Origin of the sequence: Salegentibacter sp. BDJ18 (assembly GCF_017579965.1) — a bacterium.
In the GTDB taxonomy this organism is placed as follows: Bacteria; Bacteroidota; Bacteroidia; order Flavobacteriales; family Flavobacteriaceae; genus Salegentibacter.
In genome coordinates this window covers 254,250-274,015 of record NZ_JAFLQX010000023.1, presented here as the reverse complement: position 1 = coordinate 274,015, position 19,766 = coordinate 254,250, and the positions used below count along the sequence as shown (strand labels likewise).

The 19,766-nt window shown below is 34.7% G+C and carries 15 protein-coding genes and 1 riboswitch; of the genes, 9 read left to right on the top strand and 6 right to left on the bottom strand.

Annotation, left to right across the window (positions count from 1 at the left end):
* Positions 1-5: 5 nt before the first annotated feature.
* Genes pelF through J0871_RS13495 form a run of 5 tightly spaced genes read left to right on the top strand, consistent with a single transcriptional unit; the run spans position 6 to position 9,935 of the window.
* Positions 6-1,529 carry a GT4 family glycosyltransferase PelF gene (gene pelF / locus J0871_RS13515; RefSeq protein ID WP_208225829.1) on the top strand — a complete coding sequence of 508 codons (1,524 nt, stop codon included), beginning with the start codon at positions 6-8 and terminating at the stop codon, positions 1,527-1,529.
* Positions 1,530-1,531: 2 nt separating this feature from the next.
* Positions 1,532-3,145 carry a hypothetical protein gene (locus J0871_RS13510; RefSeq protein ID WP_208225828.1) on the top strand — a complete coding sequence of 538 codons (1,614 nt, stop codon included), beginning with the start codon at positions 1,532-1,534 and terminating at the stop codon, positions 3,143-3,145.
* A 7-nt stretch (positions 3,146-3,152) separates the two neighbouring features.
* On the top strand, positions 3,153-3,944 hold the full coding sequence (locus tag J0871_RS13505) for an endo alpha-1,4 polygalactosaminidase (protein ID WP_208225827.1): 792 nt from the start codon (positions 3,153-3,155) through the stop codon (positions 3,942-3,944).
* Positions 3,945-3,954: 10 nt separating this feature from the next.
* Positions 3,955-5,946, top strand: coding sequence for a hypothetical protein (locus J0871_RS13500; RefSeq protein ID WP_208225826.1), 1,992 nt, complete (start codon positions 3,955-3,957; stop codon positions 5,944-5,946).
* On the top strand, positions 5,946-9,935 hold the full coding sequence (locus tag J0871_RS13495) for a DUF2194 domain-containing protein (protein ID WP_208225825.1): 3,990 nt from the start codon (positions 5,946-5,948) through the stop codon (positions 9,933-9,935). Before J0871_RS13500 ends, J0871_RS13495 begins: the two co-directional genes overlap by 1 nt.
* On the opposite strand, the gene J0871_RS13490 is transcribed toward J0871_RS13495, so the two are convergent.
* From J0871_RS13490 to J0871_RS13470, 5 genes are all read right to left on the bottom strand, one after another.
* The gene (locus J0871_RS13490) at positions 9,932-10,726 is read right to left on the bottom strand and encodes an ABC transporter ATP-binding protein (protein ID WP_075327111.1); all 795 of its coding nucleotides are present in this window, start codon (positions 10,724-10,726) and stop codon (positions 9,932-9,934) included. The genes J0871_RS13495 and J0871_RS13490 overlap by 4 nt on opposite strands.
* Before the next feature lies 1 nt (position 10,727).
* Positions 10,728-11,759, bottom strand: coding sequence for an iron ABC transporter permease (locus J0871_RS13485; RefSeq protein WP_208225824.1), 1,032 nt, complete (start codon positions 11,757-11,759; stop codon positions 10,728-10,730).
* Between the two features lie 76 nt (positions 11,760-11,835).
* A complete protein-coding gene (locus J0871_RS13480) occupies positions 11,836-12,183 on the bottom strand; it encodes a type II toxin-antitoxin system PemK/MazF family toxin (protein WP_208225823.1) in 348 nt (115 codons plus the stop codon).
* On the bottom strand, positions 12,173-12,403 hold the full coding sequence (locus J0871_RS13475; RefSeq protein WP_208225822.1) for a hypothetical protein: 231 nt from the start codon (positions 12,401-12,403) through the stop codon (positions 12,173-12,175). The genes J0871_RS13480 and J0871_RS13475 overlap by 11 nt, the downstream gene beginning before the upstream one ends.
* A gap of 39 nt (positions 12,404-12,442) precedes the next feature.
* The gene (locus J0871_RS13470) at positions 12,443-13,597 is read right to left on the bottom strand and encodes an ABC transporter substrate-binding protein (protein ID WP_208225821.1); all 1,155 of its coding nucleotides are present in this window, start codon (positions 13,595-13,597) and stop codon (positions 12,443-12,445) included.
* Positions 13,598-13,784: 187 nt separating this feature from the next.
* Positions 13,785-14,070, top strand: a riboswitch (cobalamin riboswitch).
* Between the two features lie 33 nt (positions 14,071-14,103).
* Here J0871_RS13470 and J0871_RS13465 point away from each other — a divergent pair.
* Both J0871_RS13465 and J0871_RS13460 read left to right on the top strand, forming a co-directional pair.
* On the top strand, positions 14,104-15,945 hold the full coding sequence (locus tag J0871_RS13465; protein ID WP_208225820.1) for a TonB-dependent receptor: 1,842 nt from the start codon (positions 14,104-14,106) through the stop codon (positions 15,943-15,945).
* 86 nt (positions 15,946-16,031) lie between these two features.
* On the top strand, positions 16,032-17,123 hold the full coding sequence (locus J0871_RS13460; protein ID WP_208225819.1) for a DUF5074 domain-containing protein: 1,092 nt from the start codon (positions 16,032-16,034) through the stop codon (positions 17,121-17,123).
* Between the two features lie 89 nt (positions 17,124-17,212).
* On the opposite strand, the gene J0871_RS13455 is transcribed toward J0871_RS13460, so the two are convergent.
* Positions 17,213-18,697 carry a S41 family peptidase gene (locus tag J0871_RS13455; RefSeq protein ID WP_208225818.1) on the bottom strand — a complete coding sequence of 495 codons (1,485 nt, stop codon included), beginning with the start codon at positions 18,695-18,697 and terminating at the stop codon, positions 17,213-17,215.
* A gap of 120 nt (positions 18,698-18,817) precedes the next feature.
* On the opposite strand from J0871_RS13455, the gene J0871_RS13450 reads away from it, so the two are divergent.
* Both J0871_RS13450 and J0871_RS13445 read left to right on the top strand, forming a co-directional pair.
* Positions 18,818-19,333 carry a sigma-70 family RNA polymerase sigma factor gene (locus J0871_RS13450; protein ID WP_208225817.1) on the top strand — a complete coding sequence of 172 codons (516 nt, stop codon included), beginning with the start codon at positions 18,818-18,820 and terminating at the stop codon, positions 19,331-19,333.
* On the top strand, positions 19,314-19,766 hold the full coding sequence (locus J0871_RS13445; RefSeq protein WP_208225816.1) for a hypothetical protein: 453 nt from the start codon (positions 19,314-19,316) through the stop codon (positions 19,764-19,766). Before J0871_RS13450 ends, J0871_RS13445 begins: the two co-directional genes overlap by 20 nt.

Here is a 19,766-nt window from a genome sequence, read left to right as displayed (position 1 = left end):
TTTAAATGGCGAAACCATCTGTATTGCTTATAATGGAAGGCACTTATCCTTTTAATGGTGGCGGTGTTTCTACCTGGGCGCATATTTTATGTAACAGGGTTAGCAATGTAGATTTTAAACTTTATTCTATAAATGCTTCTTTTGAGACAGAGTATAAGTATAAACTTAGCGATAATATAAACGAAGTAATACAGGTGCCTCTTTGGACACCAGATGAACCTTACGATTATATAAGTTACGGCGAGGAATATTATAAAACGGTAGCTAAAAAAGAGTGGACTAATGATGAAGTAGTTGCTCAAAAGTTTATTCCTATTTTTAAAAGCTTACTGGAGTTTATTTATAGCGACGACCGTGATATAGAAGACCTGGATATAATTTTTCATCAGCTGTGGTTTTATTTTGAAGATTATGATTATAAAGAAACCATTAGAAATGAGCAGGTTTGGCTAACTTATAGAGATACTCTCGCTAAATTTATTATTGGGGAACGTAACCCCGATGCATCTTTAATAGATATTACCATAGGCTTGCGCTGGATTTACAGATTTTTAATACCACTTGCCATAGTAAATATTCCAAAAGTAGATGTGTCTCATTTAACGCTAAGTGGCTTCCCGGTAATCCCGGCACTTATTGCTAATTACAAATACGGGACCCCAATAATCCTCACAGAACACGGAGTTTTTATTAGGGAAAGGTTATTGGCTATTAACAATTCAGAATATCCATATTTTTTAAAGAGTTTACTTATTAGGTTTTCAGAAGCTATTACCCGTTTGGTTTATCATAAGGCTGAAGTGATTATTTCTGTAAATAAATTCAATCAAAAATGGGAAAAATGGTACGGGGCAGATCCGTCTAAATTCAGAATAATATACAATGGTATTGATCCCGAAGTTTTTAAACCCGGCCCTAAACCTCCACATTTAAAAGATATTCCTACCGTAGTTGCTTTGGCGAGAATTTTTGAATTAAAAGATATTCTTACCATGATTAGATCTTGTGCGGTAGTTAAAAGAAGTATTCCCGAGGTGCAATACCTGGTTTATGGAGATAATGATGCCGTACCTGAATATACCAAAGAATGCCTTGAACTTATCGCCGAATTAGGATTGCAAAACAATTTTAAATTAATGGGCCCAAGGAACAACCCACAGGAAGTTTTTTTAGAGGGAGATATTTCTATCCTAACTTCTATTTCTGAAGGATTTCCATATACCGTAATTGAATCTATGGGTTGTGGTATTCCCGTGGTTTCTACTGATGTGGGCGGAGTTAAAGAAGCACTTGATGATAGCTGTGGTTTTACCTGTAAACCAAAAGATGCCGAAGAAATTGGTAACAATGTTTTAAAATTGCTTTTAGATGATGATTTACGAAAGAGTATGGGAAGAAATGCCAGGGAAAAAGTTTTAAATAATTTCACCTTATCCAAGTTTATTGGCGAATATGAAGCTATTTATGATGATATTGTAAAAATACCCAGGGCCAAAAAAAAACTTACCAAGATTGAAGATTTTTCCTAAAAATGACTAAAGATCAAATTAAAGCTATTGCAAAACTTGTTGTTGCGGTTAAAGAACGTAATGGTAAACCCGTGAATGTTTATGTGGTAGCCGCAACAATAGAATCTTTTGGAATTAGGGAAATAGATGCGAAAGAAGATTATGGCTTTGAAAGTATAATGCATCTTTCAAATTATATTTATAAAGCTTACGACGCCATTACCCTGGCAAACCTTAAAAATAATAATCAGCGTGTTGCTGAAGCCAAAACTTATAAAAGACTCGCTTTAACCGAATATATTACAACAAAAAACACCAAACGCTTTCTTGTAGATTATACTTCAGGACTTTTACATTTATTTCCGGTTTTCTTGCAGGTGGTTGCCATAATTTTATTCGGATTTTCCCTTTGGACCTACTCTCATTTTAATAACCTGCAATCTACCGCAGTGGTGTTGGGGGTAATTATTGGTTTTATTAGCAGTGCGGGTTTTGTACAGGTGCTGGGAAAACAGGTTTCCTATTACTGGTATAATAAAGATTACCATATGGCGAAACATTCTACCGTTCAAATTATAAAAAACGGGACTCTTGCTATATTAGGCTTTTTTATATTCTCTTTGCTTATCAATTTTGTGATCCCGCTTTATAGTCTTCTTTTTTTAGTTATAACCTTTGTTTACGCCTTGTTTATAGGTTTTCTTCTTTTGGTTTTAGCGCCTTTATATGCATTAAAACAAAGATGGATGCTTTCTTTTAGCGTCTTTGCAGGTACGGTGTTAGCGCTTTTACTTCATTTTTATACCGATTTGCACCCTTATTATATTCATTGGACAGGGATTCTGGTTGCTTCTTTAATTTCGGTTGGTTATATCTATTCTTTCTTTCATTTTAAGCTGAAAAATGAAACCGCAGTAAAAAAGAAGCCAAAAGTAATGCTTTCGCTATATCGTAATTTCAACTACTTTTTATACGGTACTTTTATTTTTCTTTTTGTTTTCCTGGACAGGATAGTGGCCTGGTCATCTACCTTAAACAGGGATATTCCCTATATAATTTATTATGAAAAAAATTATGAGATTGGTATGGATCTCGCTATTCTTATATTCTTCCTTCTTGGCGGAGTAATGGAATACGCTATTCATTCATATATACGGCATATGGATTTTCATCAACTTCAAACAAAATATTCAGACTTTCAGCGTTTTAACGATAAGATGAAAAAGATGTATTTTAAACATTTACGTTTATTTGCTATTAGTGCCGCGGGTATTGCCGTATTATTATATTTAATTGTTACGCAACCCTGGGGCTATTCCAGAGGTTTTGATGAAATTCTGAGTCCGTTGAGTATAAAAGTTTGTATTCTTGGAAGTATAGGCTACCTATTTCTTAGTCTGGGAATGTTAAATGTACTCTATCTTTATACGCTGGGAAAACATAGAAAACCACTGGTAGCCATAATAAGTGCTTTCCTGATTAATTTTATAATTGGAGTCTTTTTAAGCAGATGGGTTTCTTACGAATATAGCGTTATGGGAATGTTAGTGGGGTCTCTGTTATTTGCAATACTTACAACACGGGAAACATATAGTTTCTTTAAAAATCTGGACTATTATTACTATGCATCTTATTAAAATATTTATGGTTACAGCAGCAATCTGTTTAAATACCGCCCAGTCAGTCGCTCAAAAGCTTACCCAGGAAAAACAAATACTTTTTACCTATGGCGATTTTTACCCGGCAGAAGTTTCAGGATACGAAATTGTGGTAATAGAAAGCGCTCATTTTGACAGTGAAGACATTGCAATGCTAAAGCAAAACAATACTACCATTCTGGGTTATATTAGCCTGGGAGAAGTTAATGAGGCTGCTCCTCATTTTCCCAAAATTAAAGATTTCACCTTTGGAAAAAATAAAATATGGAATAGCCATATTTTAGATATTGAAAATGAGGAAACCCGGGAAGCTCTAATGGCAATTTTTGATTACAATATGAAAAAAGGACTGGACGGGATGTTTTTAGACAATATAGATAACTATACCGGTTTTGGGCCTACGCCAGAAAAGAAAGAAGCTTTAATAGATTTTTTAAAGACTTTAAACGTAGTTTATCCTAATATTCATTTAATGCAAAATGCCGGGGTTTCTATACTAAAAGATACCCATCCATTTATAGATTCGGTAGCAAAAGAAAGTATTGCTTCAGATTATAATTTTCAGCAGAAAAAATATCAATTAAGAGAGGAAGCTGTTTTTCAGCAACTTTTAAACGAGCTAAAGCAGGTGTATGATGAATACGAAGTCCCAGTGGTTTTAATAGAGTATGCCGAAACCCGAAAGTTAAAAAAAGATATTAAACAAAGATTAGCACAAACCCCCTGGCCTTATTTTATTGGGAAAATAGATTTGCAGGAAATTCCCGAAAAAGGTTGAATTAATTTATATGTTTTTAGAACCCTACCTATTAACCGGTCCGTTAAGAATTATCCTGTTATTTGTATTAATTTTATTAATACATAGAATTGTTTCTACACGAATTTCTGCACAATCTGCTTTAAATTTTCTGGTTCCCACTATTGCGCTCGTAATGGCAGCGGTATTGCTAGGTGGTTTTATTTTAATACTAACCGGGATATTTGACATCTTTGTTATTATAAGCATTATAATTGGCCTGGCTGTTTTAGCCTTTATGAATCTTAATTTTAAGCAACCCTTAAAAGCTCAGTTACGTAAAATTTATACGCGTTCCCTTTTATATATTACTATTAAAATGGAAAAGGGACAGCGGTTTCTGGATAGGGATAATATAATTAAACCAAAACATAAACATCCTGAACATGGACTTTCTCAATATCATAGAAACTGGCAATTAGCCATTGGGCTTTTATTACCTGTACTTACTTACATCTCGAGAAGTTCACTTTTTCAGGAAGATGTTTACACACTTTCCTCGAGTTGGTTTAGTAAGCTTAATTTTATAAATGGGATTTCTGCTAATACCTGGTTCTTTCAAACCGGGGAAATGATGGGAGATTATTTACTTATTAATTTATATGCAAAACTAACCCATATAACTAACGCCCAGGCTTTACAATCTTTTGGATTATTAGAATCTGCATTGCTTTCTTTAATAATATACTGGCTAGTTTTTAAAATTTCACGAAAGCAGGCTCCAGGCATATTCGCGGGTTTAAGTTTTGCCCTTTTTTATGGATTCCTCCCCATTAATATTGATTTAATTGCTGAACATAAATCGGTTTTTACCGCTTTGATTATTGCTTTACCTACTATGTATTTTTGTATTTATCCGCAAAGTTTCAGTTACAGTAAAAAGGCGAAATTTTATTGGTTAATTACCTTGTTTAGCGCTATTCTCTTATTAGATCTTTTTGTGGGTGTATTACTTCTTCTTCCTTATTTGCTAGTACTTTTTATATTTAAACTTAAAGATAATTTAAAGCAAATCACTCAGGTTTTACTGGCCTATTTCTTTTCGTTAGCCTTTATTGGAACAATATACGGCATCGCGGCTTTGCTTATAAAAGAAGATTTTGGCGCCTTTATTTTGTCTAACTTTTATTCTTTTGATACTTATACCTACAATCCTCATTTGGTTGCACCATTTAGAGACCTAATGAATTATTACCAAATAGCCGCCGTCGTTTTTCTGCTTATTGCTATTTATAATTATTTTAAAAAATCGCATAAATGGTTGGCCAGTCTGGTTTTCCTCAGTTTTATCAATTTAATGTTCGGGATTTACCAATTAGATACTGGCCTGGTAGACCTGGATATTCTAAGTCAGGTGCTTTGCATATTTCTCCCCATATTTTTTGGGATAATTCTAAATGTAATGGTTAACCTCTTTTCTATTTTTAATTTTTCTCCTAAAGTTGGCATACGTCTTGAAGTAATAATAGGTAGCATAGTAATTACCGTGCTTACCATATTCACATTCCCTAGTGTAGCCACATTAAATTTTAAAGAAAATAAAACAGAAAATGTTGTTTTTAAAGCCTATTCAAAAATTCAATCTCAAAATTTACCATATTCCTATGCGGTTGTAAATGCTTTGCCATATTTCAGTTTTAGCAGAAACAGCCATTATTACTATAACTACGATTATTTTAATAATACCTATATAGAGCTGGATAGGAGATTCAACCGGTATAAAAATAATTTAGAATACCTACAAAATAACCCAGATATTATTTTACCCGAAACTATGTATGTTTTTGTGTATAAAGACATACAGGAGGCTAACCAGGCTAAAAAAGCAATAGTAGAAAAACAACGTAATTTAACACTGGAAAGGCTTGAATTACTAAAAATGAAAGGGAGAGATGTGGATGTATATTATGAAGATGAAACTTTAGAGGTTTACCAAATAGAAAACAGGGAACGGGCCAGTAATATTAATGAACTATTATTTTGATGGAAAAATTTTTACCAACTAAAATATTTAAGGCTGTTTTTTTAGTGTTTTCTATTATTTTAATAGGATGCGAAAAAGATATTAAGAAGGAGGAGGTTAAGGAAGCCAGTCCCAGGGTGCAGTATGATAATTTTAGTGATAATCCGTGGGTAACTTACCTGGTAGAGCCGGGAAATGATTTAAGTTTTAGAAACAGCAATCATATTAGAAAAGCTCTTAATTATGCAAAAATCCCTTATAATGAAATTAATAGGTTTGATTTTAATGAAAAGCCAGAAGTAGGCAATGCAGTTAAAGTAATTGTGGTCTATGATCTGGAACCACTAAATCAAGCTGCAATGAATTTTTTAATTGAATTTGTTGCTAAAGGAGGTCATGTTTTTATTCCCTCGGTAGCTACCAATAAAAATTTTGGTTTTTTAGCAGGCGTAAGGGGCGATGCAGACTTTGAAATAGATACCATAGCCCAGGGTTTTAAATTCCAGTCCAGTTTTCTACCGGCTCTAAAAGGGAAGGTTTATAAAAACGAGAATAAACATTTTGGACTGCAAACAGATAACTTTAGGGAAGATATAGAGATTCTGGCAACTTCAATTTCTGAAGAAGATTATCCTCTTATTATAAAAAATAAAATAGGGAATGGTTCGGTAATTACTTTTAATACCGATCAATATTCCCAGAAACAGGAGCGCGGACTTTTCTTTGCTGCAATTTTGCAGGGTTTAGAAGGGGTTCCTTATCCTGTGGCTAATGCTTCAAGCATAATGTTAGACGATTTTCCCGCGCCGCTTTATAACGTAAAGATGGAACCGGTTACTTCAGAAATGGATATTAGTCAGGCGCGTTTTTATACTGAAGTTTGGTGGAAAGATATGCTTAAACTGGCCAGGGAAGAAGGTTTGGAATATTCTACATACGTATGTTTTGATTATTCTAATCGTACCTCGCCGCCATTTAATTTTCCCGAGTGGGAACAATCTGTATTAACAGGTTCTAATGGAGCTAACGCTGCCGACAGACTTATGGTTGATTTCAAAGATTCTAAACATGAGGTAGCTTTACACGGTTATAATCACGCTTCACTTACCGATGAGGTTTGGCCTAATCAAAATTATATGGGTTTAAGCCTTAAGGCGGTTAAAAAACGCTGGGCAGCGCGTAATTATGGTAAATTACCGGTTTCTTATGTTCCACCTTCAAATATTATAGACAGCACCGGTTTTCTTGCTTTAGAAGAACACATCCCCGAAATTATTTATAATGCCAGTATTTACCTGGGAAATTTTGAAGAAGGTGGCGATAGAGAATTTGACAGGGAGCCTTATAACGATCATTTTTTCAATTTTCCACGAATTACCAGCGGGTTTGCTTTAACCTCTACCAGGCAATTCAATCAGCAATCTTTATATTTATATACAGGCGTTTGGACGCATTTTATTCACCCCGATGATATTTACCAAATTCCCGGAGAAGAACCTCGGGAAAGTGCCGGTGATTATACTTTACGGAATATAAATTCTTATGGCTGGAGAGTTTCAGAAGATGGCTCACCGGGTTTGTTTCCACAATTTGGAAATTACATTAAAGATGTAAAGAAAACTTTTCCTTTAATTCGATTTTTAAAAGTTTCTGAAGCAGCTAAGATTACTCAAAACTGGAGAGAAATTGCTTATAATTTTACTGAAAATGATACTGAAGTTGAAGTTACTGCCAGCATTCAAAATAGTGAGAACCAAAATTTCTGGTTTGCATATGTTTCAGAAAAAAATACTGCTGAAGCTGAAAATTTTCTAAAAAATAAACAACTAAAATTTACAAAAACACCATTCTTAGACGGATATCTTTTCAATATTCAAACGCAGGATAAAAAAATAAGTTTTCCAAAATTTAATAATAATTCTTCTGAAGATTTTAGTAAAATCACTCAAAACTATGAATCTTACCTTTTAATAAAACCTTCAGAAGATTTAGGAGATATCCACAAAGAGATTAATGAATTAAAATCTAAAATTGCTAAAAGCAATAATTTTGAACGCGAAGTTTGGTTAAAATTATTTCAATATTTAGGCTGGGAAAATCGCCAAATGGAGATTTGGCCGTTGCTGGAAAGAAAATACAGTGAAAATAAATCATCTGCTTACATAAACCTTTCTTCAGAATTTACCACTCAGAGTGATTATCCAGATTTGGAAACCAGGAAACGCTGGATGTTGAGACAAATAGAATTAAATCCAGAAAGCCTAAAGCTTAGAAGAGATTTTATAGGTTACTTTGGAAGCAATACAGAGATACAATTAACAAAAGAAGAATTATTGAACCTAATAGAAAATACTGAAACAGATGAGGAGCGCTCCAGCTATTTTTCACTGTTAAATGAGAAACATCCCGAAGCTGCATTTAATTTAGTGAAAAACATAGAGCACTGCCGTGAAGATTTTCGCTTTGCCGCTTCTACCATTTCCTGGATTTTCGCCGATGCTAAAAAATACAATGAAGCCATTAAATGGTCTAAGTGTAGTGACGATATAGCGGAAAGCGCAATAGATAACTGGCGGGTACAAACCGGGGAATATGAGTTTTTAAAAGAAAAGAACTTTCCGCTTTTTATAGAATATCTTATTGCCGATAATGATAAAAAAGCGGCGCAAAAACTTTTGGGGATAAAAGCTTGCCGAGAAGATTTAAAGCATTTGGCTACGACTATTGCCTATACTTATAGCGACCAGGGAAGTTATAGAAAAGCGCTGGAATGGTCTTCTTGCGTGCCAAATTTCCCTGTAGTAGAAAGGATGCAATGGTTTTATTCGCTAGAAAATTTCAGTGAAGTAGAGCGTTTGTATGCTAATTATACTAAAAAAGATAATCCAAAGGAAAAAGAAGCTATTCAGGTTTTTATGACCGAATATTATTTGGGTCGTAGCGAAATGCTGAAAGCCTGGAACCTTGCCTCTCAACTGCCAGAATCAAGTAATAAAGAGCGTTTACGAAGGCAATTGAATAATACCGTGGTTTACCTTAATCCTGAAGAAAAAAGACAGCTTTTAAAAGAATATCCTTCACTTTTTTATCCTGAAGTTGCTTCTAAAATAGAGCAGAATCTTAGAATAACCCAGGGCGATTTTGTACAAATAGGGAGTAATATTATTAGCGATAGGTTAGATCCAACTTCTGTAGGTTTAGAAGCGGTTTATGGCACTCGAGATAAGAAGTTCAATGAGCATCAATTTGGTTTAAGCCGCTATAATGCATATGCAATTCCATTTCAGGGTGAATTTGAGAATAATGGAGATATGGAGCTATACGGACTGGTTTACAGGTTTAAAACCAGGGAAAGAATAGAAAAATTTAATTTTGGCTTTGGTAGTCGTCTTGAGTTTAACGACGCAGGAAAGGCATATCTTCATTTAGAAGCATCGGCGTCAATTGCAAAAGATAGTTTATATAGTTCTTTTCAGTTTTTTAGAAAACCTGCTATCACCGGCCCCGCGTATATCCTGGATATTTATCAAACGCAATTAAATATTTATGAAGAACTTCAGTTTAAAGAGAAATTCCAGGCGGTTTTTTATATAGAAGGAAACCATTATGACGACGAAGATGTGATGGATGTACAGGCGCTTACCAGTTTATCTATGAATCTTAGACTGAATAAAATGGCGAAATTTAGACCTTATACCGAATTATCTGGAATGCTGGGTAATTCAAACAGGTCTAATGGCTTTCCATATTGGACTTTAGATGAACGTTTTTATGGCGGTTTAGGGTTAGCTTACGAATATGTAAATGAAAATAACTTTTGGAAAATTAATCTTGATGCCGGATATTTTCTGGATACTTTTTCAGATGAATTTCAACGGTATCGTGGGAGTGTGGTATGGCCAGTTACGAAGTATCTTCATCTTAATACCCAGGCCGAATTCTATACGCTTAAAAACTTTTATTCCAACAACTTTACCTTCGGTTTAAAATACTTTTTAAAAGATAATTAAGGATTAATTTTAAATGAAGCTGAAGCTTTATCAAAAACGATCAAGCCTTCTGGAAAAACAGTAGAAAATGCTCCAGATTCTAATAATTCTTTAGGGGAACCGGTGGTCACGCTATTATTTTGCATGAGAATAATTTTATCGCAAAGCTGGATGGCCAAATTGATTTCGTGGGAAGCAAAAACTATAGCTTTATTGGTTTTTCGGGTGAGTTTTTTAAGCAGTTTTAGAACATAAGCCTTGTGATACAAATCCAGGTGTGTGGTGGGTTCATCTAAAATAACAAGTGGCGTGTTTTGTGCAATGGCACGTGCAATTAATACTTTTTGAAGTTGGCCGTCACTTAATTCGTAGCATTTTTTATTCTGCAAATCTTCAATTCCTACATTTTGTAAAGATTTTTTAATTTGCCTTAAATCGTTTTTACTTAATCTACCAATCCAATTGGTGTATGGTTGTCTTCCTAGCGCTACCAGTTCAAAAACGCTTAAATTTTTGGAAATAGGTTGTTCGGTTAGTACAAGGCTCACTAAAGAAGCAAGTTCTAAAGAATCTATCTGTTGAATTTGCTCATTTTTAACCAATACTTTTCCCTTAAGCGCATCCTGAACTCCGCTTAGCGTTCGTAAAAATGTAGATTTCCCCACTCCGTTAATGCCAATTACAGCAACCAGTTCCCCTTCGTTAACTTCAATATTAATCGCTTCAGTAATAATGGTTTTCCCGGTCTTATTACTGTAACCAATATCAAGATTAATTGTTTTAAGGATGCTATGTTTTCCAGGTTGGTTCAATTCAGAATAAAAATTTACGTTTGCGCACCAATAGCCAAATTACGACTGGGGCACCAATTAGTGAAGTTATGGCATTTATGGGTAAAGTAAATTCCTGTCCCGGCATTTGTGCTGCTATATCACAAATAAGCATTAGCGCCGCACCACCTAAAATAACTGCTGGCACTAAAATGCTATGATTATTTACAGGAATTATTTGCCTAATTAAATGCGGAACCGCCAAACCTACAAAGGCAATTGGTCCTGCAAAAGCAGTAATGCTTCCGGCAAGTAAACTGGTAGCTATAATAATGATTAAACGGTTTTTTTGAATGCTTACCCCAAGGCTTTTTGCATATTGTTCGCCAAGCAACAAAGTGTTGAGGTTTTTAATACAGGAAATAGCTAACATTATCCCTACAAACCAGAACATGGCGAGAATTCCCACCTCGTTCCAGGATAGATCACCCAAACTTCCAAAAGACCAAAATACATATTGCTGAAGCTGTGCCGCGGGACTAAAATAGGAAAGAACGCTAACCACTGCCGCGGTTAAACTGGCAAACATTAAACCTATAATAAGAATTGCCATAGTATCTCGAAGGCGGAGGGAAGCCAGCATAACAGCAATTAATACTGATAAACTTCCCAGGCTGGAAGCAATTACCAAACTCCATTTGGAAAGTAAAATTCCAGCAAAAGCACCTCCAAAAACTGAAGCGCCCATAATTACTATTGCAACGCCCAAACTGGCACCGCTACTTAAACCTAAAACGTACGGTCCCGCCAGGGGATTACGAAATAGGGTTTGCATTAACAGTCCGCTAATGGCGAGTCCAGAGCCGGTTATTATTGCTGTAATAGCTTTAGGTAAGCGGTATTCCACTACAATATAGCGCCAGGTTTCTTTTGAAACTTCTAAATTAAAGATTGAAGCAAAAACATCTTTAAAAGGAATGTTGACTGAGCCCAAACTAATATTTAAAAAACCCAGGATAATTACTCCTATAAAAAGGAGTAGAAGTGGAAGTACATATTTTTGGGACTGCAACAAGGCTGGTGATTTATTTCGGTGTAAATATCTGAAATAAATTGAGTAGATAAAATTAATGAAGAACGATAATGGAATTTTAGTTAAGATCCATAATTACGGAAAGATTTTCTTTTAACTTTTCTGATGCTGTGTTTGAAATTTTGCCAATCTTTTTAACCAGCCTTTTATTATCTATTGCTCTAAGCTGATCTACCATTATATCACAATCTTTCAATAGGTTGGCAATACCTTTCGGGAGATGGATACGTAGAATTTGAGCATTTTTATGAACGTTTGTAGTAAGCGGACAAATTAAAGTTGATGGATGGTTAACAGAATTCAATAAATTGGTTTGGACAATTATAACCGGTCTTTTCTTTCCCGCTTCAGTGCCAATTCGTGGGTTTAAATCGGCAATCCAAACTTCAAATTGATTAATTTTCATAATCAATTTCTTCAAAATCTTTAAGAACATTTAAAGATTCTTCTTTCACCAGGTACGACTCTTCTTTGAGTTTATTCTTTAGAACCTTCCTGTTTTGATGAAGGTTATAATATTGAATAGCTTCATTTATATATTTTTCAGTAGACTTCTTAAGTCCAGCAGATAATTTCTCAGATTCTTTAAAAACGGATTCTTTGATATTTACAGCGATAGTTTTCATTTTCAGTAGTTTATAATAAAGATAAAAATTTTAAATAATTTATTCTTCCAAAGCCTTAAAAAACATGTTTTCATAATCTCCCAGCAACTCTGGATGAAAAATGGATACCAGGTCTTTTAATACCAAATCTGGACGTTGCGGGCCTAATTCAAAATAAAGTACACCTCCTGTTTCTCCTTTGGTTAGGCTTACGCTGTAGACATTTTTATTCTGTACGGCTTCAAACTGTTCATAATGCTGAGATTCTTTTAAAAGTTGGGTGTAAGACGTGTATTGTCCCGCACTAATCCAATAATCGGCATCCTGGGCTTTGTCTAACACATTTTCAAAAGATAAAGCCATACTTCCATTCCCTTTAGTCTCGGCATAGACATAATTTGCATTGGCATCTTTAATAAATTGGGCTTGCCACGAATTTCCGTGGGGTAAATACCACTGGTCTTTATACATAGCGCCGCTTAATACTTTAGGCGTTTCTGCTGCCGACTTTGCTAATTCTTTGGCTTCAGTATAATCGGTTTCTATTTTATTAAAAATCTTTTCAGCTTCGTCTAATTTATCATAAAAAACACCAAAGAATTTAATCCATTCCGCCTTTCCCAGCGGAGTTTTTTCAGTCCAGTCCCCATTGTACATCACCGGAATTCCGGTTTTTTGAATGGTTTCAAATGTTTTATTGTTTCCATCAATTGCAAAACCAATCACCACTTCTGGATCCAGATCAATAAGAACTTCGGTATTTATATTTTCATTTTTCCCCAGCTCTTTAATTTTTCCTGCATTAATCAATTTCCTGGTTTTTTCTGAAGAAATATAATCGAGACCTGGAAATCCTTTTAAGCTGTTTTCTTCATTTAAAGCTTCCAAGGCGGGAATATGCGTGGTAGAAGTCACCACCATTTTTTCTATCGGAATTTGAACTTTTTGGTCATAATCTAAACCGGAAGGAATTTCAGTATTTTCTTTAGTTAATAAATAGGTGAAAGCTTTATCGGCATCGGGCCAGGCGGTTTCTATTTTTAAAATATAATAATTTCCAAAATCACTGATGCTGAAATTGGTAGCATGTTTTAACTCAACTGAATTTTGAGGTATTTCTGAACCATTATTTTTATCTTTTTGCTCGCTTTTACAAGCGGAAAATACTAGGAAAAGGAGTAGAAGATTAAGTGCTTTTAGAGTCTTTATTTTCATTTTATGGTAGTTTAAAGGAATTGAATTTATATAATGCTATCTTCATTTTAGCCCCCGAATACATTACGGGGCAAGCTCTGAAACAAGTTCAGGATGACGAAAATTTTTATATAGAATATTTATAATAGGAATTTTCAAAAGTAAGATTATTTAGAATTTAATGGTCGCAACTAAAATAAATGTTTAATTTCGCATTGAAATTTTTGGTTCGGATGTGTTTTTTCACGCCGATTAAAAGGGAATCAGGAAAAGTACGATTTTGGAAGTACAAAATATGAAGCGCGAAGTTTTTCTTCGTATTTCAAACTTCTACCATCTAACTTTATTAAGCCTGAGCTGTTCCCGCAACTGTAAGCTAAGTCCCGCAAGGGATGCTTGTTGTTATCACTTCAAAAACCACTGTTCTTATTTGGAATGGGAAGGTAAACAACAAGACGCGAGCCAGGAGACCTGCCAAAATATAACCAATAAATTCTTAGACTTTCGGGATAAAAGTCAGAGGGCAGATGAAAAAAACGCGATTTTATATTCTATTCCTTGGCCTGCTATGCAGTTTGCCTGTATTTGCTCAAAACGATACAATTAACGTTTTAGACGAAGTATTTTTGACAGATACCAAGCTGAAAGACTTTTCTACCGGCCAGCAGGTTACCGTTTTAAACGATTCAGTTTTAAAGAAAAACAGGGCGCTGCTTACTTCAGCATTAAATTTCAACACCAATATCTATTTTAAAGAAAATGGACTGGGTATGGTTTCTTCGCCATCTTTTCGCGGAACAACAGCCTCACAAACAGCGGTATTGTGGAATGGGATTAATATAAATTCACAATTTAACGGCCAAACCGATTTTAATGCTTTAAACGCAGGCGGATTTGATAATATTAGCGTTCGTGGTGGCGGCGGAAGTGTAGTTTATGGTACCGGAGCCATTGGAGGAACTGTTCATTTAAATACCAATCTTGATTTTACCGGAAAAACAAAGCAGGATATTTTCTTTCAATATGGCAGTTTTAATACCCTGGATGCCCGGTATAAAATAAAGACTTCAGGAAAAAAATGGAGTTTAAGTCTTGCTGCGGCAAGAAATTCATCAGTTAATGATTATGAATGGCCCATTGAAGGCAGAAAGAACGAGAATGGTGAATTCTACAATAGCAATTTAAATCTTGGTTTCGCGTATCGGTTAAATGAAAAAAACACGTTAAAATTTTATAGTGAAATTTTTGATGGGGAGCGGCATTTCTCCCTGGTTCGCCCATCAGAAACCAAAACAAAATACCAGAATTTTGATACCCGAAATTTATTGGAATGGGTAGGAGAGTTTGGTGATTTTATTTCGGTTGCAAGGTTAGCTCATCTAAATGAAAATTATAAGTTCTACGGGAATATTACTGAAAATCAATCTTCATCTGGCAAAGCGCAAACCTTGATTGGCAAATACGATTTAAATTATTCAATTTCAAAAACTTTAGAGCTAAATGCCGTACTCACCAATACGTACACAGATGGTAGCGGCTCTGGAATTACCGAAAATACCCGAAATATATTTTCTTCGGCATTCTTAATGAAGCATAGGCCATTTCAAAAATTTCAATATGAATTGGGAATCAGAAAAGAAATAACCGAAAATTATGAAAGTCCGTTACTGTTTTCTGCAGGAACACATTATGATTTTACCGATTTCTATAGTCTAAAAATGAATATTTCCAGGAATTTTAGAATTCCCACTTACAACGATCTTTACTGGGCCGGTGCCGGTAATCTTAATTTACGCCCCGAAACTTCTAACCAGGTTGAGCTTGGAAACCATTTTAAACATAGAAACCTGAAGTTTAGCCTTACCGGATATTATATTAAAATTGATGATATGATACGCTGGTTGCCTTCCAGTAATAATATTTGGCGCCCAAGAAATGAAGAAAAGGTAGAAACCTACGGTATTGAGGTGTTGGCAGGCTGGGAAAAAGAGATTTTTAAAGATCACCAAATTAGCGCCTCTGGTACTTATGCCTATACGGTTTCAGAAAATATGAATACGGGATACCAGCTTATTTATGTACCGTTTCATAAAGCTACGGGTTCGCTTACCTATGCTTTTAAAGATTTCAGTATAGATTACCAGCTTTTATATAATGGCGAGGTTTTTACCCGATCTGATAATAATTCGCGCTATAATATGGATGCTTATACGGTTTCAAACCTTGGAATTTCATATGATTTTGGAACAACAAATACTTACAAGATTGGAGCCAGGGTGCTCAATATTGTAAATGAAGAATATCAAAGTGTAGAAAACCGGTGGATGCCCGGCAGAAATTTTAATATATACCTAAACCTTAATTTTTAACCAGCATGATGCTGGAAGCAAATATTTTTTAAATCAGATTATTTTAAACTCTTTATTTGCTCCGCTCTTTGCTAAAATTCTAACCAATGAAAAGAATCAGTAAATTATTAACTATGGCCATTTTGAGTGGCTTTTTTTTGAATTCCTGTAGCAGCGATGATGATAATATTGACCCTGAAATAGAGCAACCTGAAAGCACCTATGCAGATGGATTGTTTGTGCTTAATGAAGGTGGTTTCGGTAACAATAATAGTTCAATATCATATATTGATAATGATTTTTCTATTCTAGAATCCGATATATTTTCTACAGTAAATGGTTCTTCTCTGGGAGATACAGGGCAGAGTCTCACATTTGATGATAATTATGCATATATCGTTATGAATGTTTCCAATATAGTTCAAATTGTTGATCGCTATACTTTTGAGCACATTCATACAATTGAGGAGGGATTAAGTAATCCACGGTATCTTACTTTGGTAGACGAGAAGATATATGTCACCAATTGGGGAGATGCCTCTAATGATACAGATGATTATATCGCTATATATAATGCAAGTACCTATGAATCTACAGGAACAATTAGTGTAGGAGAAGGGCCTGAAAAGATTATTAATGATAATAATAAGCTATTTGTAGCTTTACAGGGCGGCTATAATTATAATGATAAGATTGTGATTATAGATCCTATTTCCAATATTGTGGAAGTAAGTATAGAAATTGGTGATGCTCCTAATTCAATAGAGATATCAGATGGCTTCTTGTGGGTAATGTCTGGAGGAGTACCCGGTTATGCTCAAGGAGTTGGTGAAACAGCTGGCAGTATTTCTAAAATCAACTTATCAAATAATGAAATAACAGAAGAGTTGATTTTTCCAAATACCACAGATCATCCTTCAAATTTTGAAATTGAAGATGATACTATTTATTATACTCTCAATGGATCTGTTTACTCTATGGAAGAATCGGCCACAGAGTTACCTGAGGAGAGTCTTTTTGCTTTTACTGATATTACTTCTTTTTACGGATTTGAAATCGAGGATGGATATTTATATACTGGCGATGCAGGAGATTATAGCTCAAATGGTGTGGTAAGAATATATAATTTTGAAGGAGAAATAATTTCACAATTTGATTCCGGAGGCGTAAGCCCAAACGGTTTCTACTTTAACGATTAAAAACTGTTTTTCTGTTTATTTAAAATTGAATAAAAAAAGCCCCGTTTCAGTTGAGAAACGGGGCTTTTGCATTAAATATACTTTTAAAATTACTGCTTAAATTCAGCAGCTTTTTTCCTTATTTCTTCAGGAATTTCGTCTATATACATTCTTTGGTAATCTACATCGGTCTCTCCACTCTCACCAATTTTAGTAAATCTGGAATCGTAAGAAACAGCGGGAATAGCCATTCTGTTACCGGTAATATCGGCAAGAGCTGCAGCAAGAAGTGGTTCTTCTGGCTCACCTAATGGCAAAAGATTTACAATATCTTCTTCAGCTTCAATATCTGGTACTAAACCTTCTTCATAATATGCATCTTCATTCGCATTTTTAGATTCATAAATAAGTGGTTGAATTACGTATTTATGATTCGGATTTCGGTTTTGACGTAAAAAATTAGGAGAATCATACAAAGGAGCAGCCGCCTGGAATTTCCCAACTGTACCTTCCCCAACGTGAACTACTTCAATATAGGGAGCTAGACCATTCATTACTAATTCACTGGCAGAAGCTGTAGAACCTGTACCTATTATATATACTTTACTAAGTCCAAGGCTGTTTATCGCTTCTTCTGTTCTAATTTTATCGTTAAACCTATCTACCAACTCTTCTTCTGTAAATTGACTTTGTAACAGAGCGTTCCAGGTTTGTTTAGAGAAAATTTCGCCTTCAAACTGCCCGGTAATCATACTGGAAAGATCTACCGCACTTTCTACAGATCCACCTCCATTATATCTAAGATCTAAAACCAGTTCGTCTATACCTTCAGCTTTTAAATCTCCAAAAGCAGCATTTAGTTCATCATCAAAATCGGCGGTAAAACTATTATACATAATGTAGCCAACACTTATTCCATCTACTTCTACTACTTTAGATAAAAGAACCGGATTTTCGGTAATTTCTATTCTATTTAGTGCTATGGTTTCATCGGTATTACTAATAATATTATCGTTAATTTCAGCTACAGTAATTTCATAGCCATCTCTTCCTAAAAGAGATTGATAATTATCAAGGTTCATAGATTCCCCATCAATATCGGTAAAAAGAGTACCACGAGTAACGCCGGCTTCACCGGCAGGACTATTTGGTATTACATATCGCACATAGGCTAGAACCCCATCACTTCCAAATCTCACCAATCCATAATCCATACCAGTAGTAGTTTGAATTCCAGCTTGATTATTTTCCAAAATAGTATAATCATCTATAATAAAGCTAAAACGATCTTTTGGCGCAGGAACTTTTAATCCGTTATTAAAAAGATCTTCGGGAGAATCAAAACTAGCCAGCCATTCATTTTTATCGGCTTCAGAATCAAAATAATTCTCACCTAATTCTGGAACATCGGCTTCATATACATAGTAGATGCTCATTGCATCATATAAATAATTTTCGATTTCTAAATTAGGAGTTTCCCCGGGCTTATCACCTCCTGGTTCAACCGGGAAGCGTTCGTCATTGTCATCTTTGGAGCAACTGCTCAAGACTCCTGTAGCCAGGAATAAAAGTAAAATTAGTTTATTAATCTTCATAAAGTTAAGTTTGTTTTAGATTGCTAAAAATACCCACATTAAATTAAATTCAAAATCCTATTGTAACAAATATTACCGCTAATCGTTTTAAAGGTAAGAAGGTTATTAAACCAACCATACATGAAACAACAAGCCTTCCTGGAAAAAATTAACCCGGTGAAAGATAAAATGTACCGGCTTGCATTGAGACTGCTTATTTCTAAAGAAGCTGCCGAAGATGCTACCCAGGAAGTAATCTATAAACTATGGGCTCGCAAAGACAAACTCAAGGATTATACCAATGTTGAAGCTTTTGCAATGACTACAACAAAAAACTATTGTTTAGATGAATTAAAAGCTAAAAAGAATAATAATTTAAGAATTGTTCATCAGAATTATGAAAATAATTCAATTTCGCTCCAAAGAGAACTGGAGGTTAAAGATGAAATACTGTGGATAAACCAAATTTTAAATGAGTTGCCAGAACAGCAAAAAATTGTTTTTCAGCTTAGGGATATTGAGCAACTGGAATTTGACGAGATTATTGAAATTACTAAAATGAAGGCTACAGCCATTAGGGTAGCCTTATCTAGAGCTAGAAAAAAAATAAGAGAAAGCTTAACAAACAAGCATAATTATGGAATTACAAAAAATTAGAGAATTACTGGAAAAATATGATGCCGGTGAAACATCTCTGGCTGAAGAAAATATACTTCGGGAATATTTTCAAAAAAATGAGGTGCCGGCCGATTTAAAAAGTTATGGGTTATTATTTTCTTTTTCAGAAAAAAACAAAACACAAAAAATGCAGCGGGAAGTGGAACTTCCGTCGCAAGCAAAGGGGAATAAATACCTTTGGACAGCCATAGCGGCAAGTATTATTGTAATAGTGGGACTTTTCTTTTTTCAGAATAAACCTATGGAAATGAATCATAGTGATCTTGGTACGGTTCAGGATAAAGAGGAGGCTTTGCAAAAAAGCATGGAAGCTTTAAAAATGGTTTCCGAATTAATGAATGAAGGGAAAGAAGACCTTATATACCTAAAAGAATTTAATAACACCAAAGATAAATTTATAAAAACCGAATAA

What these genes read in the sequence shown, in the direction of transcription:
- J0871_RS13450 (WP_208225817.1), top strand. Translation starts at nt 18,818, where the DNA reads ATGAAACAACAAGCCTTCCTGGAAAAAATTAACCCGGTGAAAGATAAA.
- pelF (WP_208225829.1), top strand. Translation starts at nt 6, where the DNA reads ATGGCGAAACCATCTGTATTGCTTATAATGGAAGGCACTTATCCTTTT.
- J0871_RS13505 (WP_208225827.1), top strand. Translation starts at nt 3,153, where the DNA reads ATGGTTACAGCAGCAATCTGTTTAAATACCGCCCAGTCAGTCGCTCAA.
- J0871_RS13445 (WP_208225816.1), top strand. Translation starts at nt 19,314, where the DNA reads ATGGAATTACAAAAAATTAGAGAATTACTGGAAAAATATGATGCCGGT.
- J0871_RS13455 (WP_208225818.1), bottom strand. Translation starts at nt 18,697, where the DNA reads ATGAAGATTAATAAACTAATTTTACTTTTATTCCTGGCTACAGGAGTC.
- J0871_RS13500 (WP_208225826.1), top strand. Translation starts at nt 3,955, where the DNA reads ATGTTTTTAGAACCCTACCTATTAACCGGTCCGTTAAGAATTATCCTG.
- J0871_RS13495 (WP_208225825.1), top strand. Translation starts at nt 5,946, where the DNA reads ATGGAAAAATTTTTACCAACTAAAATATTTAAGGCTGTTTTTTTAGTG.
- J0871_RS13465 (WP_208225820.1), top strand. Translation starts at nt 14,104, where the DNA reads ATGAAAAAAACGCGATTTTATATTCTATTCCTTGGCCTGCTATGCAGT.
- J0871_RS13510 (WP_208225828.1), top strand. Translation starts at nt 1,532, where the DNA reads ATGACTAAAGATCAAATTAAAGCTATTGCAAAACTTGTTGTTGCGGTT.
- J0871_RS13475 (WP_208225822.1), bottom strand. Translation starts at nt 12,403, where the DNA reads ATGAAAACTATCGCTGTAAATATCAAAGAATCCGTTTTTAAAGAATCT.
- J0871_RS13460 (WP_208225819.1), top strand. Translation starts at nt 16,032, where the DNA reads ATGAAAAGAATCAGTAAATTATTAACTATGGCCATTTTGAGTGGCTTT.
- J0871_RS13470 (WP_208225821.1), bottom strand. Translation starts at nt 13,597, where the DNA reads ATGAAAATAAAGACTCTAAAAGCACTTAATCTTCTACTCCTTTTCCTA.
- J0871_RS13480 (WP_208225823.1), bottom strand. Translation starts at nt 12,183, where the DNA reads ATGAAAATTAATCAATTTGAAGTTTGGATTGCCGATTTAAACCCACGA.